14 protein-coding genes are annotated in these 16,784 nt (G+C 41.7%); 2 read left to right on the plus strand and 12 right to left on the minus strand.

Annotated elements, in window-relative coordinates; translation table 11 throughout:
- Positions 1 to 63: 63 nt before the first annotated feature.
- On the minus strand, positions 64 to 600 hold the full coding sequence (locus tag PBAT_RS01015) for a hypothetical protein (RefSeq protein ID WP_068645888.1): 537 nt from the start codon (positions 598 to 600) through the stop codon (positions 64 to 66).
- A gap of 138 nt (positions 601 to 738) precedes the next feature.
- Positions 739 to 3,102, minus strand: a complete 2,364-nt coding sequence (locus PBAT_RS01020; protein WP_068645889.1) for an endonuclease MutS2 — start codon at positions 3,100 to 3,102, stop codon at positions 739 to 741.
- Between the two features lie 148 nt (positions 3,103 to 3,250).
- On the opposite strand from PBAT_RS01020, the gene PBAT_RS01025 reads away from it, so the two are divergent.
- Together PBAT_RS01025 and PBAT_RS01030 are read left to right on the plus strand one after the other, a co-directional pair.
- Complete coding sequence (locus tag PBAT_RS01025; RefSeq protein WP_068645890.1) at positions 3,251 to 3,607, plus strand: phage holin family protein; 357 nt, start codon at positions 3,251 to 3,253, stop codon at positions 3,605 to 3,607.
- A 228-nt stretch (positions 3,608 to 3,835) separates the two neighbouring features.
- Positions 3,836 to 4,222, plus strand: coding sequence for a cupredoxin domain-containing protein (locus PBAT_RS01030; protein ID WP_068645891.1), 387 nt, complete (start codon positions 3,836 to 3,838; stop codon positions 4,220 to 4,222).
- 51 nt (positions 4,223 to 4,273) lie between these two features.
- Here PBAT_RS01030 and zapA read toward each other — a convergent pair whose 3' ends face one another.
- The 10 genes from zapA to PBAT_RS01075 all read right to left on the minus strand — a co-directional run bounded on the left by zapA (position 4,274) and on the right by PBAT_RS01075 (position 16,775).
- Entirely contained in the window at positions 4,274 to 6,139 is a 1,866-nt protein-coding gene (gene zapA, locus PBAT_RS01035) for a cell division protein ZapA (protein WP_068645892.1), read from the minus strand.
- 143 nt (positions 6,140 to 6,282) lie between these two features.
- Positions 6,283 to 8,733 carry a phenylalanine--tRNA ligase subunit beta gene (pheT, locus tag PBAT_RS01040; protein ID WP_068645893.1) on the minus strand — a complete coding sequence of 817 codons (2,451 nt, stop codon included), beginning with the start codon at positions 8,731 to 8,733 and terminating at the stop codon, positions 6,283 to 6,285.
- Positions 8,734 to 8,760: 27 nt separating this feature from the next.
- Entirely contained in the window at positions 8,761 to 9,795 is a 1,035-nt protein-coding gene (gene pheS, locus PBAT_RS01045; protein WP_068646345.1) for a phenylalanine--tRNA ligase subunit alpha, read from the minus strand.
- 535 nt (positions 9,796 to 10,330) lie between these two features.
- Complete coding sequence (abc-f, locus tag PBAT_RS01050) at positions 10,331 to 12,187, minus strand: ribosomal protection-like ABC-F family protein (protein ID WP_068645894.1); 1,857 nt, start codon at positions 12,185 to 12,187, stop codon at positions 10,331 to 10,333.
- 405 nt (positions 12,188 to 12,592) lie between these two features.
- Entirely contained in the window at positions 12,593 to 12,919 is a 327-nt protein-coding gene (locus PBAT_RS01055; RefSeq protein WP_068645895.1) for a holin, read from the minus strand.
- A 249-nt stretch (positions 12,920 to 13,168) separates the two neighbouring features.
- On the minus strand, positions 13,169 to 13,774 hold the full coding sequence (locus tag PBAT_RS26155) for a M23 family metallopeptidase (RefSeq protein ID WP_068645896.1): 606 nt from the start codon (positions 13,772 to 13,774) through the stop codon (positions 13,169 to 13,171).
- Positions 13,771 to 14,178: a phage holin family protein gene (locus PBAT_RS01065; RefSeq protein WP_068645897.1), complete on the minus strand. Its 408-nt coding sequence runs from the start codon at positions 14,176 to 14,178 to the stop codon at positions 13,771 to 13,773. The genes PBAT_RS26155 and PBAT_RS01065 overlap by 4 nt, the downstream gene beginning before the upstream one ends.
- Before the next feature lie 108 nt (positions 14,179 to 14,286).
- Positions 14,287 to 14,400, minus strand: a complete 114-nt coding sequence (locus PBAT_RS26160; RefSeq protein ID WP_276326512.1) for a CD1375 family protein — start codon at positions 14,398 to 14,400, stop codon at positions 14,287 to 14,289.
- Positions 14,400 to 14,852, minus strand: a complete 453-nt coding sequence (locus PBAT_RS01070) for a hypothetical protein (protein WP_068645898.1) — start codon at positions 14,850 to 14,852, stop codon at positions 14,400 to 14,402. Before PBAT_RS01070 ends, PBAT_RS26160 begins: the two co-directional genes overlap by 1 nt.
- 12 nt (positions 14,853 to 14,864) lie before the next feature.
- Positions 14,865 to 16,775 carry a sialidase family protein gene (locus PBAT_RS01075; protein ID WP_068645899.1) on the minus strand — a complete coding sequence of 637 codons (1,911 nt, stop codon included), beginning with the start codon at positions 16,773 to 16,775 and terminating at the stop codon, positions 14,865 to 14,867.
- Positions 16,776 to 16,784 lie beyond the last annotated feature (9 nt).

Consider the following 16,784-nt stretch of genomic DNA (forward strand, 5'->3'; position numbering starts at 1 on the left):
GCCAATCGGGTTACTTGCTAGTCAACTTTTTTTGATACCACTAACTTATATTCTATATAATAATTATTTACTTAAGCCTTGAACAAGTCTTAAACGATCTTCCTCAGAAAGCGTTGTCTGAACGTGGAAGCAGCCCGTGCAAATGTACATATCCACTGTGAATGGTGTACTTAGAATTGGGGACTGTAGTGCTTTAACTACCGTAGGTTGGAACCCACTATCTGTCACTTGTTGTCCTGCTAACAACATATATTCATGACAATGAGGACACTCAGGAACTTCTTCCTGTTCATCTAATACTTTTTCAACCATTTCTTCGTAATTCATCAAATCGTGACTTGTCTCATACTTATCAAGTGCACGAATGGTTGGCGTGGCACGAATAACATCTTTTTCCCAGAAAGGGTTAATCGATAGTTCATCTTCGCCTTGAGCTGTAATGACTTCAGGTTCAAGTTCCTCATCGTCCTCGTCAATACCAATGTTGAGTGTACGATATTCATTTAGCTCATTCTGACAATGCGGACATTCTTCTTCTGGACCTAGTTCTTCATCCCATACAATTTCTGTCTGACACCATGGGCATACTGTTGTTTCCATGAAACCTTCCTCCTAGCTATTCTTCAAATAAACAATTCCGGCTACTATAAACATAACAGCGGCAACAAATAATATACGTATCAAGTTTTTCATAGGGATGACACTCCTTACAACTGAACTTAAACGACGCAAACATACTTAATGCAATTCAGCGACGGTAACACCATTTCCGCCTTCGCCATAATTGCCCAACCGATAACTTTTAACATGTCTATGCTTACGAAGGTACTCTTGCATACCTGTTCGAAGAATACCAGTTCCCTTACCGTGGATAATACTTACCTGACCTAAATTGCTCAAAAATGCCTCATCAATGAAACGATCGACTTCCATCAACGCTTCTTCGAGGTTCGCACCACGCAGATCTAGTTCACGACGAATATTGTCATCTCGCGTTCGTTTAACCATTGTAACACTCTTCTGCTTTTGTGGTTTATCTGTTTGGTTCGCATTCAAGAGTTCCAAATCATCTAAGCTAACCTTCATTTTCATAATACCTAATTGTACCATGGCTTCTTTATTTCCCGTAAGTTCTACAACATGCCCTTTTTGGTTCAGACTGTATAGTCTTACCTCATCCCCAGGTTCAATCGTACGAACTTTAACTTGATTCTTGGCCGGCGTTTTCTTACGTTGCTTCGGCTCAGCTTCTTCAAGTTGCTTACGTGCCGCAATTAACTTGTGTTCTTTCACCGATGCGCCTTCAGTCATTGCAAGCTCGCGCAGTTCAGAAATAATTCGTTCTGCTTCAGCGCGAGCTTTGTTGATCACTTCTTGTGCGTTAAGCTCTGCTTTTTCCAATAGCTTCTCACGTTGTTCATCCAACTTCTCGAGCTCTCGTTGATGCTGACTTCGTAGTGCCTCCATCTCTTTACGGAGCTGTTCAGCTTGTTTACGCTCAGTCTCAGCACGCAGGCGATTGTCCTCAAGAGAAGCGATCATGTGCTCTACACGCATATCTTCTTCTTTCACTTCACCCCGAGCAAAATCTAATATGTTTTTCTGTAATCCCAATCGCTCTCCGATAGCAAATGCATTACTTCTTCCCGGAATACCGATCAATAGACGATATGTAGGACTCAATGTATTCACATCAAATTCCATACTCGCATTAATAATGCCTTGACGTTCATAAGCATAAGCTTTTAATTCACTATAATGTGTCGTTGCCACCATGCGACAGTTCGTACGGTGAATGTGCTCCAGAATGGATATCGCTAATGCAGACCCTTCTGCAGGATCCGTTCCAGCCCCTACTTCATCCAGCAAGATGAGACTTTTAGACGTCATTTGCTTCAATATCCGAATAATATTGGTCATATGACTGGAGAACGTACTGAGGTTCTGCTCAATACTTTGCTCATCCCCAATATCTGCAAATATGGCGTCAAACACACTTAGTTCGCTACCCTCTTCAGCTGGAACGAAGAATCCTGACATTGCCATGAGACAAAGAAGTCCTATCGTCTTCAGCGTAACCGTCTTACCTCCCGTATTCGGGCCAGTTACGATAATGGAAGTATGCGTCTTGCCTAGTTCCACATCAATGGGAACAACCTGTTCCAATGGAATAAGCGGATGCCGTCCTTTTTTTAGCTTTAGAAATCCTACATCATTCATTTGTGGCATCGACGCTTTCATCACATGTCCTAATCGTGCTTTGGCAAATATGAAATCGAGGTCTCCAACCACACCAACATCTATAAGTAACATTTCTGCTTCATCACCAACAAGAGCCGTTAATTTCTGTAAAATAACTTCAATTTCACGTTCTTCTCTCATCCGTAATTCACGCAGTTTATTATTCATCGCTACGATGACCTCAGGTTCAATGAACAGCGTTGCACCAGAACCGGATTGATCATGAACGATACCACCGAAGTAAGAACGATGTTCTGCCTTCACCGGTATAACAAAACGATCCCCACGAATAGTCACCAATTGATCCTGAAGCATCTTAGAGACGGTAGAAGAGCGAATCATTGAATCCAGCTTTTCACGAATACGAACTTCCCCAGTTCTAAGTTCTCTGCGAACCTGTGCAAGTTCTGAACTTGCCGAATCCATGACCTCAGCACTGTCATCTATACAAGATTTTATAGCATCCTCAAGAACCTTCTGTTCAGAAATCCCTTCACTTAACGTGAATAGAATCTTAACTTCTTCATCCTCATGAATGTTAGCAATGAATCGTTTGATACGTCTAGATCCATAAATAGTATTACTTATAGCCAGCAACTCGTGTGGATTTAACGTTCCACCGATCTGTGCTCTTTTTGTAGCTGCAGAGATATCTGTTATTCCTCCAAAAGGAGGCGTTCCCTTTAATCGATCTACGGTATAAGCCTCATTCGTAGCATTTAATTGTTGTGTGACGGACTCTAAATCCGTAACCGGTTTAAGTTGTTCTACCGCCAGTTTTCCCATACTTGTCTGGGTATAGCCCGAACATTTATTTAAAATCTTGCGATATTCTAAAGTATGCAAAATTTTGTCGTCCAAGATAATTCACTACTCCTTTCAACCTTGACTTTATTATAACGAAACCAACCCAAATTCGCTATTTTGAACTTCCGTACATAGTTTCCTGATAATTGAATACAATAACACTTGCATAACACATTAATCATGTGTAAAGGAGGCCAATTGCATGCACTTCCTGGGTCATGTCGTTAGATTCATTGTAGCAGCACTGGTGTTAATGGTTGTAGGTTGGATCGTGCCACAGTTTTCCGTAGGTGGATTCTGGAGCGCTCTTATTCTCGCTCTAGTTATTGCCTTGATTAGTTGGGTTGTAGAAGGTATATTCGGTAAACGAATAAATCCTTTTGGTCGAGGCATTGTCGGGTTTCTAGTCAGTGCATTAGTGATTTACATTGCCCAATTCATCGTTAGCGGTGTCAGCGTAACTATGCTTGGCGCTCTGATAGCTGCACTGGTCATTGGAATTATTGACCTCTTCATACCGGTGGCAACACCCTATGATGCAGCTCGTGATCATCGTTAACTAGAGCGTGAACAATAACGCTTAGTACCCACATTACAGGCAAGCCCCTGTTCCATGGAACAGGGGCTTGCCTGTGGCCAAATATTCATTGAGATTAGCGATCTATCGTACCTTAAACAAACCATACTTTGTTCACGAATCTTTCAAATCATCATGTGCAAAGACGTTTCCTATAAGGTATGATATTACTATATTTGTCACAATATCATGCCTATGGGAGAGTGAATTATGAAAAAATTACTTGTATTAATCATAAGTTGCGTACTTTTAATGACCTTATCTGCATGTGGAGGAGACAATTCCTCAGCGAATTCTTCCAATAGTGGGGTAACAGACACCGGAGTAGCTCCAAGCGAGGAAATCGTCATTAAAGCCACAAACTATACGTTCGACCAAAAGGAGTATCGCATTAAAAAAGGTGATACTGTTAAGATTGTATTTGAGAATGAAGCAGGTAATCACGGTGTTCTGATCCCTGGACTAGAGCTTCAACTTGATAAGAAACATCCTTCCAAAGTCATTACGGCAGACAAAGCTGGTGAATACGAGATTATTTGTTCCGTATTCTGTGGCTCTGGACACTCGGGTATGATCTCCAAACTTATTATAGAATAAACACACTTTGATCGCCTCACTTCCATAGAAGTGAGGCGATCATTCTTGTATTTAACTTTTATCTTGTTCGATTAGTTCAATCCACTCGTTATATTCACTTTGTAACTTTCCGTATTCCTCGCTGAGCTTTCGATGTTCTTCCGTAAGCTCTTTCGTCTGTTCTAATTGTATCTCATGTTCCAACTGTAGAAGACGATATTGATGAGCCACAAGTTCGAAGGACTCTCCGATCTCAAGTAACTCACGAGACACAGTCTCCTTTTCACCACGTAACTCTTCACGTTGCTGTTCTGTCACTGCAATCTCCTGTTGCCAAATTTCTAACTCCGCCTGAAGTTTCTGTTCTTCTGCTCCCCAGGAAGATTGCTTACTCTCAAGTTGTTCATATCGTGTAGTCCACTCTTCCAATGAGCGCTGAGTGATCTCTAGCAAGTTATGATTCTCGGATTCACGAGAAGCGGCTTCTACTAACTTATCTTGTAACTCTTTCAATAAGCGTTCCTTCTCTTCTTTCTCTTCTAGCAACAACAGATTTTCTACTCTTGCATCCTCATCACGTCTCACCGTTTCACGATAAACCTCTTGTACCTCTTCATACTGTTGCTGGATATTCAGCAAATCACTCTCAAGACTCTGGCGTATATTCACTTCCAGCTCAGATTGCTCTTTCAGTACGGTAAGTTCATCATGAGCAGCTTCTAATAAGGCCTGATTTTCGGATTCACGAGATGAAATCTCTATTATCTTATCTCGTAACTCTTTCAATAGCCGTTCATTCTCTTCTTTCTCTTCTAACAACATCAGATTCTCTAATCTTGCATCCTCATCACGTCTCACCGTTTCACGGTAAACCTCTTGCGCCTCTTCGTATTGTTGCTTAAGAAGCAGTAAATCATTCTCAGCTGTTTGACGTCTGTTTACTTCCAGCACAGATTGCTCCTTCAATACGCTAAGTTCATCATGAAGTGACTTCATGCCAGATTCGAGTGTCTCATGCTGTTCAGTACCTTCTAATATAATACCTTCCAATCCAGAAATTTCTTCCATTCTCTTGTCAGCAAGCATCTTCCAAGACTTCGTTTCTGCCGAAAGCTTGTTCACTTCAGCTTCAAGTTTGCGGGCAGTAGCATCGCTCGCTTCAAGAGATTTTTGTAACAACTGACGGGCCGTCTCAGACTTAGCTAGACTATCCTTGATTTGGTTCGATTCATTCTGTAATTTCGTAACCTGTGTTTGAACAGATTGTTGCTCAGCCTTAGCCGTCTGTTCTCTTTGTACCGACTGCTTATATTGTTCATTTAATTGCGTGTGCGCTTCTTGAGCCGTTTTTAATTCCTTCTCAATCCCACGCAATTTCGTCTGCCCTTGATTGTTATTATTTCGCAGATCAACAAGTTGCTTATCTAACTCTAGAACAGACTGTTTATACTTCTGCTCTTGGCTAGCTTGATTCTGTGTTAATTGTTGATTCTTGACTATTTCCTTATCAAGTAAAGATTTATTGTTCTCTAATTGTTGTTGTAATTCAGCTTGTACTCGATTAAGTTCCGTCTGAAGTTCTTCTTTCTCTTTAACAACCACTGCTGATTCCTCTTGTTGCTTCAACAACTTCTCCGCCTGTTCCGTACGGTTGTCTTGCAACTTCAAGATCTCAGCTTTCAGTTCGCTACGTTCTCCAGTAAGCATCTTGAGTTCATTACGAACTTCCTGAGTCTGAATGGCTTCCTCAGCCATATGGACAGCAGCGAGCACCGCGATCTTGGGGGTATCGAGCCTAGTGTGATTCTTAGATACGGCATTCATTCGTTCATCAACGTACTGAGCAATTTTTTTCATATAGTCAGAACTGCTTCCGACAAGTTTATAAGAAGTCCCGTAGATTTCCACGGTGACGCGATTACGATCGGGTATATTCACTGTTGTTCCCTCCTTCATATGTGTTGACTCTTAGTTGTCTGATTCGCAATCGTCATTTCCACAATTTAGATGTTTTTCATTCCTAAAAAGGTCACATCGAATCATTAAGTCTATGGATTCGATGTGACTGTGTTCAATTCCTGCTATTTCCTTAATTCAGCTTCAAAAGTTTGTTCTAATGCCGTTACAACAGTTCCATGTACCGTCGTTATCTCTTCATCCGTTAATGTGCGTTCCTGATGACGATATAAAAGTGAGATAGCAATACTCTTCTTATTCTCACCTAGTTTACTTCCTGTGTACACATCAAATACCTGTACGGTCTGTAACAATTCGCCCGCAACTTCACGAATCTTAGTAAGTAATGCTCCGGCTTCCGTGCTCTGATCTACTACAACTGCAATATCACGCTCAACAGCTGGATAACGTGGTAAATCACGATATTTCAACTCATAATCCGTGTTATCAAATAATGGTTGTAGCAATAATTCCGCAACATAGACATCTTCCAGATCTCGATCAATTTGCAATTGAGGATGAACTTGACCAAGTGTACCCAATAACACCTTAAGGCCTGATCCATTGTCTAAGTAGATGGAAGCAGAACGACCAGGATGGTATCCTTCTGGTTGATTGGCAACATAAGTTACTGAGTCCTGCAAGCCAAGGTGATTAAACAACGACTCAAGCGATCCTTTGAGATCAAAGAAATCAACTGGCACCGGAGTAACATTCCACTGTTTCTGCCCCTTATTACCACTAAGCAATAAAGATAAGACCGGTATTTCCTTCGGCTGTACAGTCAATTGTTCTTCTTCCGTAAAGAAGACATGACCTATTTCAAATAATGCTAAGTCAGGATGTTTACGGTTCACGTTGTACGTTGCCGCATCCAACATCTGAGGAATAATACTTGTACGCAGAACACTACGCTCTTCACTCATTGGCATAGATAGTTTAACAGGCTTACTACCTATTGTTAGTGATGGAAATACAGCTGTTAGATCGGGATGTGTAAACGAATAGCTAATTAACTCCTGCCATCCTCCATGTGTTAACAGTCTCCGTAATTCACGACGTAAAGCTTGGGGTTTCGTGTATGCACCAGGAGTCGTTGGTCCTTCAATAGGTGTCGTTGGAATGTTATCGTACCCATAGAGTCGAGCAATTTCTTCCATAAGATCAACGTCGGTTGTAATATCACCGCGACGCGTTGGAACTCTTACTTCGATAATCCCCTGAGCCGTATCAGCACAATCGAAATTCAAGCGAGCAAATATTGTTTTCACTTCAAGCATAGAAAGGTCCGTACCCAAGACACCATTCAACTTCTCAAGGCGTAATGCAATCGTTACTTCTTGTGCAGGTTCAACGATTGATTCAACAATACCACGATGCACGCTGCCCTCTGCATGACTAGCGATCAATGAAGCAGCTCTATTCAATGCAGGAATAACTGCACCAGGGTCGACTTCTTTCTCAAATCGTAGACTCGCTTCGGAACGAAGACCTAACTGGCGAGACGTTTTACGTACAATTGCCCCGTCAAAATTAGCCGATTCCAATAGAATATTCACCGTTTGATTTGTTACTTCTGAATTAGCTCCACCCATGACACCCGCAAGGGCAATAGGTTTCACACCGTCCGTAATAAGTAACATATGAGGCTCTAGCTTACGCTCTTGCCCATCCAAAGTGATCAATGTCTCTCCTGCTTTAGCAAGGCGAACATCGATAGCACCTTTATTCAGCTTATCCGCATCAAAAGCATGAAGTGGCTGACCATACTCCAACATCACATAGTTCGTGATATCTACGATGTTGTTGATCGGACGTACACCCGCTGCCATCAAACGATTCTGCATCCATTGTGGAGACGATGTGATCTTAACTCCAGTAATATAACGAGCAGCATAGTGACTACAGAATTCCGGTGTGCTAATCTGAACAGAAATATGTTCTGCTGCAGTATCACTTACTTCAAAGAGTTGTTCTAGTGGATCTGGTATATTCACTTCACGACCTAGGATTGCGCCAACTTCATATGCTGCACCGCGCATACTAAGACAATCGGAACGATTAGGCGTCAAATCAAAATCAAGCACTTTATCATTTAATCCAAGTACATGACTAATAGGCGTGCCAATCTCTACAGATTCTGGAAGGACAAAGATACCTTCTTGTTGCGCTTTAGGTAGTAATTTCTCATTCAATCCTAGTTCTTTAGCAGAACAGATCATACCCTGAGATAATACGCCACGAAGTTTTGCTTTCTTAATCTGCATACCATCAGGCATGGTAGCACCGATAAGCGCTACTGGAACTTTCTGACCTGCGTCCACATTCTTCGCTCCACAGACGATCTGTAGTTCCTCTTCTAATCCTGCATTTACGATACAGATATTCAATTTGTCAGCGTCCGGGTGTTTCTCTTTACTGACAACATAACCAACAACGATCTTATCCACGCCTTTATTGCGGTTCTCAACCTCATCTATTTCAATACCTGCACGTGTAATTTGTTCTGCTAAATCCTCAGCAACTACGTTCTCTAATGTAACGTAATCCTTCAGCCATTCTGTTGATACCTTCATGACGATCCCCTTCCTCTTTTTACAAATTTAAATCCTTGAGAACTGCTTCAAGAAAGCCATATCACTATTGTAGAAATGACGAATATCGTCAATACCATATTTAAGAATCGCAATACGTTCTACACCCATACCAAATGCAAATCCTGTGAATTTCTCTGAATCATAACCACCCGCTTCTAATACCTTCGGATGAACCATTCCGCAACCTAGAATCTCTAGCCAACCCGTCTGTTTACACATCCGGCATCCACTTCCTCCACACTTCACACACGTAACATCCACTTCTGCACTAGGCTCAGTGAACGGGAAGAAACTTGGACGAAGGCGAATTTGTGTATTGGCTCCGAACATTTCCTGAACGAACTGTTGTAACGTTCCCTTAAGATCACTCATACGAATGTTCTCGCCGATCACAAGACCTTCGATCTGATTGAACTGGAAGGAATGCGTCGCATCATCATCATCACGGCGGTATACTTTACCAGGGCATATGATTTTGACAGGAGATTTACCATCCATGCTCTGCATCGTACGCATTTGCACGGGTGACGTCTGTGTGCGCATTAACAATTCTTCTGTAATATAAAAGGTATCCTGCATATCGCGAGCTGGATGATCCTTAGGTAAGTTAAGTGCCTCAAAGTTGAAATAATCCGTCTCTACTTCAGGACCTTCCGAGATATTGTATCCCATACCAATGAATACTTCTTCAATATCTTGAATGACCTTGTTTAAGGGGTGAACGCCCCCTTGTGACATCGGACGTCCAGGTAATGTAACATCCACTTTCTCAGCTTGTAGACGTTTCTCAGTCTCTGCCTTTTGAAAAGCATTTTGTTTGACTTCGATCACACTCTCGATCGCTGCACGCACTTCATTTCCTACTTGACCGATGACAGGTCTTTCTTCTGCGCTCAAAGAACCCATGCCGCGTAGAATCTCAGTCAATGCGCCTTTCTTACCTAAATACTTCACACGTAGATCATTCAAATTCTCTGGACTGTCCACCTCTTGCAACTGAGCCAGAGCCTCATTCTTCAATGCTTCCAATCTCTCTTTCATAGCCATTCAAGCCCCCTTAATCCATAAATGTACGTTAGATTTTAAACAAAAAAGGCCCTTCCTCCCGAAAAAAGGGACGAAAAGACCGTGGTACCACCCTTGTTAGACATCATGTCACTTGAACACAACATTCTCACTTTAAACGATGTAACGGACGTGAACCGGTACCCTCTACTGTCATCGCTATACATCCTGACTACATCAGGATACGACAAGTTCAAGGAACTGCTCCGGAGGGAACTTCAACAGCCTATTTCTGTAGAAACGCTCTCAATCAAACATACGTTTCCTCCCTGTAAAGAGGCACTGCTTACTCTTCTCCATCATGGCATTTCATTCATAACACTCTATTCACTAATTATAGCATAATTGTGCCTAGTGGCAAGAAAAGACGGATACGCCGTCCCATAAGAACCGTTATTCGTTTCTTCGAAATATAAGAAGTAGCGTATCATGTGAAACTTAAGCTTTCTTATATTTGAAATTACTGCTACGAATTAACAACCATTAAGCTGAGTAATTTATCTTAACTTATTTAAAGACTCTTTAATTGCTTCTGAAGCATTCGAATTTCTTGGAGACGTTCTATTTCCTCCATTTCCGTCCCCCCCTCATCACTAAGCAATCGTGTAAGTGTCCATTCTAACGCCATTCTTTGATTATCTTGTGTTGAATCGCCGCTTGCCCCCACTCTTTCCCGCCTTAAGATATGCTCTTCTTCCTCCTCTAATGTTCCTTCGAACAGCTGAGGTTTCTGAGCCTCTGACAAGGTCAGCAAGCGATTCGCCAACTTACGTACTAACATTCGATCATGGGAGACGATGACAAATGCACCTGAGTAAGACTGAAGTGCATCTTCAATGACTTCTCGAGTAGCGATATCAAGATAATTGGTCGGTTCATCCAGAACAAGAAGATTGGCTCCGCTGAAATAGAGCTGTAGAAAAGCAGCTCTACATCTTTCTCCCATGCTCAGATCCCCAATTCTTTTGAATACATTCTCACGGGGAAATAGAAAACATCCAAGAATCGTTCGTGCATTGGTCTCTGTCATATCTGGCAAAGAAAGAAGGCTATCTAACAGGGTCTGTTCCATGTTCAGTCCTTCCAGCTCTTGAGAGAAATAACCAATCTTTAATCTTGGATGCATTCGTACCTCACCTGCTTGAGGATTAAGCTTATTCATCATCAGTTGTAACAACGTGGATTTCCCCATACCATTCGGTCCGCGTACCGCAAGGCGGTCACCTCGTGAAATAACAAGATCCAACTTATCAAATAAAGGGTTCTGTTCTGTAAACCCAAATGTGATTTCCTTCAATTCCACGAGGTTGCGTGCTCCAAAACCCTCTGTCTCCAACTGCATTTTCACACCGGGAGCATTACGCGGCTTCTGTACACTCTGTGCATCCAATCTGTCCATTTCCTTTTGCTTCGCATGATAACGGGAGATATTCTTCTTGGCCTTCGATTTGTAGAAGCTTGTGGCACTTGGCATTTCTTGCTTGGAAGCTGCTTGATCTGCTTTATTGAACCATTCCTGGTATCTACGTATAGATTCCTCTAGCGCTTTCCTAGCCAGCTGTTGTTGCTTATACAACGCCTCTTGTTCACGAATCTCTCTGTCCTTCTCGCGACGATAATCAAGATAACCGCCGTTATATTTCTTCAGCCCTTGATTCGTCAGCTCGCACACACCTGTAGCTACGTGGTCTAGGAATGTTCTATCATGAGAAACAAATAATACGGTCCCCTCATAATCGTTCAACCAATTCTCTAACCACAATATACTGGACTCATCTAAATGATTCGTCGGTTCATCCAGTACTAGAAATTTAGGACGATGAACAAGTAAGGATGCAAGACGCACTCTTGTTTTCTGCCCACCGCTTAATTGAGAGAATGGAATTCCCCATAGTTCAGCACCAATGTGAAGTATATTTAGCATCTTCTCCACATCTACTTCCCATTTGAATCCGTCCATCCGTTCATAGCGCTCCAACCAATCACCATACTCTTCTAACAAAGATTCATTCGGATCCAGTATATTTATACGGTGACCAAGCTCCTCTTCCAATCGCTTCATATGCCACTTGATCTGATATAACTCGGTGCTATCAACCTGCGCTGCTTCCAGTGTAGTTATTCCCAATAAACCTGCCGAAGTTTGTTTCATAAAGCCCCATTGTGATCGAGGGAGTCCACGTTCAATTATCCCTTCGGTGGGTTCTTCCTCACCTGCTAATATTTCAAGAAGCGTTGTCTTGCCAACGCCGTTACTCCCAAATAGTGCTAGTCGTTCACCCTCATAAATGTCAATATCCACTTGTTCAAAGCAGACATTCCCTTGCCATTCTTTAGCCAAATTTCTACCACGTACGATATTCATCATCCATCATCACCCTTTCTAAATGTACAAAAAAACCGCAGGCATAGGCCTACGGTGAAAGGTTATCGATAAGATGACGTAAACAGAGAGAAACCGTCAAAGAGGCCACTTAGCCCATTTACAACGATACACCCTAATTTGGACACACCTATCCTCACCCCTACACACCGTAGAGACTGCCTGTTTCACTTACATGCAGTTTATTGAGAAATAGATGGTTTACTTCATGGGCGTCGTGGTTACCTCGTCATTCGTATTTGTTAATTACTGGTTACAGTATACCAGAAAGGATTCAGGAATGGAACTCGTAGTTATGTAAGATGCTGTAAACGAAAAAAAAGACCCCTTGCCAAAAGCAGGGGCACTGAATACAGAAGATCATTGCTTATTTACTTTGTTATAAATCGATTACTTCTTATCATTATTCTTATTGTCTTTGCCATCTCTATTATCTGGATTCACTATTGAGTTACCAGATCGTTTATTAAACGCTAACTCAAACAATCCTGTAGCTGATAATCCTGCCAGCCCTCCGCCCCATAATCTCTCTACTGTCTGCAGATCGGTGAACGGGTAAAATGATAATCCCAAAAGTAGTCCAATGAGCACTCCAACTAAAGGAATAATATTCTTAGGTAGATTTATCGTGATTTTGACCAATTGAACAACCGCCATGACAAATACGGATAACAGCGTAGCAAAAGACAAGACATCATTTAGATTCTGATTCACCATCAGTTATCACTGCTCCTTTTCACAAATCAAGAGAATGAAGTAATTCACTATACCTTGGAGGACTTCATAACTTGCTTGGGGGTCAGATCCCCTTGAGAATAAATATGTTGTAAATATGATAATAGTCCATGCTAGGACAAATTGAGTGGGGTGGAAGTTCGAAGGATGGAAGTATACACAAATAAGCCCCACCGACCGAAGTCAGCAGGACTGTTGTTCAGATTCGCAAGTCTTGTGAATTTGCTTTGCTTATCCATTCTGTTTCATTTGTCCTGAAGCCAACCGTAATTCATCAGCCAATCTACCAATCTCCTGTTTATCTGCTGGTGTCTTGGCATTCCCCCAAGCTGGCTTAAGGTACTTATCAATGATGGCGTTGGCGTCTTTCTTATCTAGGTTTGCTAGCTCCTCGTTGGAATAGAAGTCTTGCAAGTATTTCGTAGGCTCAACCACACCGCTTTCCGTCTCCGTATATCCATATGAGGGGGCGCAAGCTTTACGAATCTCGTAATGAAGGTGTGCACCTGTTGACACTCCTGTACTACCTTGAAAACCCACCTTTTGTCCTCTTTTCACCATATCCCCTACCTTTACCAAAGCAGCAGACAAATGAGCATAACAATGAAGGTAACCTTTGTTATCCTTGATGGCGACTACGATACCGTAGCCTCCGAATCCCGAACCCTTGATACCCTCTTTCGCATGAATGACTTCACCAGATATGAATGCATTGATCGGACCATTCGAAGGTGTCGTTACAAGGTCTTCACCTCTGTGGAACTTAGGTGTTTGATATACCGGATGCATACGCATACCAAATGGACTAGTTAGCCTGTAAGATTCAAATGGATTCATGATTGATCACCCCCCTTTTGTTTGAGAATGGATATGATGTCTTTAATCTTATTCGGTAAGGGCAGTCCCATCCTTCCATAGTTCTCAGTCACTGAAATCAGTTCATTCGTTAAATAGAAATAAATTGAACCCACCATAATAACATTGGTCCCAAATAACTCGTCTAATCGGTGTGCCAGAATCACGACAAGGATCATAAGCCCTTTTTTAGCTAATCCCCAAAATCCAACGTTGCTACTAAGGCCGTTACCTAACTTTAATGAAGCAGCTATTCCCGTTAAATAATCGATCCCCATCGCAAGTAGAAACAATGAGATCAATTCAGACCATTCACCTACCAAGTAAGTGGCCGCTGATCCTAAAAGAGCGATGCCCCACTTTAAAAGCAAATCTAGTCTATCCATGTCCCATCTCCTCCTATTTTGATATGAAAAAATAGCCCCCGAGGATTCGGGGGCGAAAAAAATACGCCTTAGTGGCGATGTGGTGGTGCCTAGTTGCACAGTTTCGTCCTACTCCGTAATGTCGGCATCCAATAAAGCTTGTGTACTACTCTTCCATGTTGAAGGAACGTTATCTATTTCCCATCGACCTGCTTTAATTAGGTTGTAATATATCTTCGCCATTAAGCCACACCTCCAGTTATGATTGACGCTAATTCCGCAATTGCAAGCTGTGTCTCCATCTTGTCTGTTTCGCTTACGCTTGCTAACTCAGCTACCGCCAACATTAACTCGGTATTCTGCAATTCTAAATTCGCGATTTGCTCCGTTAACGGCTTTCCGAATACTGGCGGCGCTTCTGGCTCGCTTAGATCGGGATAGCTAAACTCTAATGTTTTTGTCGATACGCTCACACGGTACCCGTTTTGTAATTTGAATTCCTCTTTATAAGCAACATAAAGAAGTTCTAAAACACCTACAGATTCAGGGTTTCTTTCTGACAGCTTTGAAAATGAAGAAAAATCACTTTCAATAGATGGAGTAACATAATCATCAAAAACAATTCTATCCCCTGTGTTTACTAGAACCTCGCCACTAACAACATCATAGTAAATCCTGCTTCCTATCTTCTTCATACTCTCCCCCTCCTAATCTTCATATGCCATAACGGTATAAGTTCCCCCTGAACTCCAAAACTTTAAATCAAGTGAGGTTGTGCCGACGTTGCTCGGTGTTGGTGCATTGGTTGGTGAGGTGAGTTGCTCTACAGCATTAGTAATAGGGTTTCTAAATAACGACCAACTACTCCCGTATGTGTTGGATACTATAATGGATCTCCACGTAAAACCAAAATTTATAGCAATTACGGCCCCCGTACCTACATGAGTACCTACATATTTCGCCTTACCTTGCTTTAGTGTGCCAACTACACCGTTAACTGTTATGTTTTCGCGTAGGTTTGACGGGGTTAGACTTGATAAGTTAGATTCTAGTTTATCGATTAGTCCATCAAGAGAGTCACCACCACCATAAACTAAATCATTGAGTTTAGATTTAACAGCAGGAAGGAAAACCCCTTGTGTATCCTGTAACGCCTTTGTAACTTGTTCAATGTCCGCACCTGTAGGGAGTCGCTTATCGAATGTGTATGTCCAAGCATCAGTACCCATAGATATGGTTAATATATTACTCGCGGCGGTTGTGGCATACTTGCCAAACTTCACAGCATCCCACTGCACTTGTGTAAGCCCCACTGTGAGCGCTTGACCACTTATTGCGGTCTTCGTGCCTACGGTAACACCATTTACTTTCTCGGTGATGGTGGACATAGTGTTGTCCGTTGTGATTGTGTATACCAGTAGGCTGTCTTTGCTTGACTTAGCACCGATTGATCCCTGTGCAACTGAGTTAGTTACCACTCCCCACGTTCCATAGAATCCAACTTTTGTATCACCCTTATAAATTAATAAAGGCATTGAAAAATCGATCGTGACATCATCTAAAGCAGAAGGATAAAAATTATATCCAGCCACAAAATGATATTGTTTTGCCCATACCCCACCTATGTTTTTAACATGGCACACACCATAAAAACTACCAGTATACGTTATAAATATTTCATTTCTTTTGTTCGCACTTATAGATGGAAAATAAAAACTAGAATTATTATTCGCTACACTGTCGGTCACTATCTGAGGAGTAGACCAAGAGGTTCCATTATCATCAGAATAAGAAACACGTATATTATCTGCGGAGACTGTCGCATCCTTACCATGCCACGCTACCCATATACGCCCATTGGTTAATCCATTAACTGATTTAGGTACGAACACAGCAGATGGACTCGATTGGGCATATCCTGTTGCCCCACCTGTTTGATTATATATTCTTGTATAACCAGTTTGCCAAACTCCACTATTGCGAGTGTAAGCAACTACTAAAAATGTCGAATTTGAGTTAATCCAAGTCGCAACGATAGTTGGATTATTATTACTACTAACAACAATACTTGGCTGGATTACAGTCAGATAACTATCAACATAGTTTGTAATTTGATCCACCGCACCCCATGTCACCGCCCCTGTACTAGCATTAATAGCCCCTTTTGCATATCTAAGATTAAAGGTTGGATATGTTGTATTTTTGCTTGACCATGTGGCATGTAGTTCTGTTCCTGCTTCATTTGTGGCTAAGGATACGTTGCCCAATGCTGTTTGACCAATGTCTACATTGAAAATAGCTCCAGAAATACCGTTAGCAATTAAGCAATTATACCCATAGCATTGAACAGCATTGTTTAACCATGCACATATAATGTAAACATTGGTTCCATTGGGGACAATGGCTACATCTTGAATACTTCCTGATAAAGCATGTGTATATAGTAATGAAAAAGTAGCGCCATTATTTATACTTTTGTATAACTTATATCCTATTTCTGTCAAATCTTTTACAATGGCAATTAGCCAACCATTGCTCAACCTAACTAACTTCTTACCCCCATTACCACTCGTATCATACGCACTTGCAACAACCGTTGAATCTACTATACTAGGCATTTAAACCAC

The sequence above is a fragment of the Paenibacillus antarcticus genome (assembly GCF_001637225.1).
Lineage (GTDB): Bacteria > Bacillota > Bacilli > Paenibacillales > Paenibacillaceae > Paenibacillus_AQ > Paenibacillus_AQ antarcticus.

Bases quoted from the DNA above. Each gene is read 5' to 3' on its own strand.
- PBAT_RS01025 (WP_068645890.1), top strand. From the start codon at position 3,251: ATGCACTTCCTGGGTCATGTCGTTAGATTCATTGTAGCAGCACTGGTG.
- PBAT_RS01075 (WP_068645899.1), bottom strand. From the start codon at position 16,775: ATGCCTAGTATAGTAGATTCAACGGTTGTTGCAAGTGCGTATGATACG.
- abc-f (WP_068645894.1), bottom strand. From the start codon at position 12,187: ATGATGAATATCGTACGTGGTAGAAATTTGGCTAAAGAATGGCAAGGG.
- PBAT_RS01055 (WP_068645895.1), bottom strand. From the start codon at position 12,919: ATGGTGAATCAGAATCTAAATGATGTCTTGTCTTTTGCTACGCTGTTA.
- PBAT_RS01070 (WP_068645898.1), bottom strand. From the start codon at position 14,852: ATGAAGAAGATAGGAAGCAGGATTTACTATGATGTTGTTAGTGGCGAG.
- PBAT_RS26155 (WP_068645896.1), bottom strand. From the start codon at position 13,774: ATGAATCCATTTGAATCTTACAGGCTAACTAGTCCATTTGGTATGCGT.
- PBAT_RS01065 (WP_068645897.1), bottom strand. From the start codon at position 14,178: ATGGATAGACTAGATTTGCTTTTAAAGTGGGGCATCGCTCTTTTAGGA.
- PBAT_RS01030 (WP_068645891.1), top strand. From the start codon at position 3,836: ATGAAAAAATTACTTGTATTAATCATAAGTTGCGTACTTTTAATGACC.
- PBAT_RS26160 (WP_276326512.1), bottom strand. From the start codon at position 14,400: ATGGCGAAGATATATTACAACCTAATTAAAGCAGGTCGATGGGAAATA.
- pheT (WP_068645893.1), bottom strand. From the start codon at position 8,733: ATGAAGGTATCAACAGAATGGCTGAAGGATTACGTTACATTAGAGAAC.
- PBAT_RS01015 (WP_068645888.1), bottom strand. From the start codon at position 600: ATGGAAACAACAGTATGCCCATGGTGTCAGACAGAAATTGTATGGGAT.
- pheS (WP_068646345.1), bottom strand. From the start codon at position 9,795: ATGAAAGAGAGATTGGAAGCATTGAAGAATGAGGCTCTGGCTCAGTTG.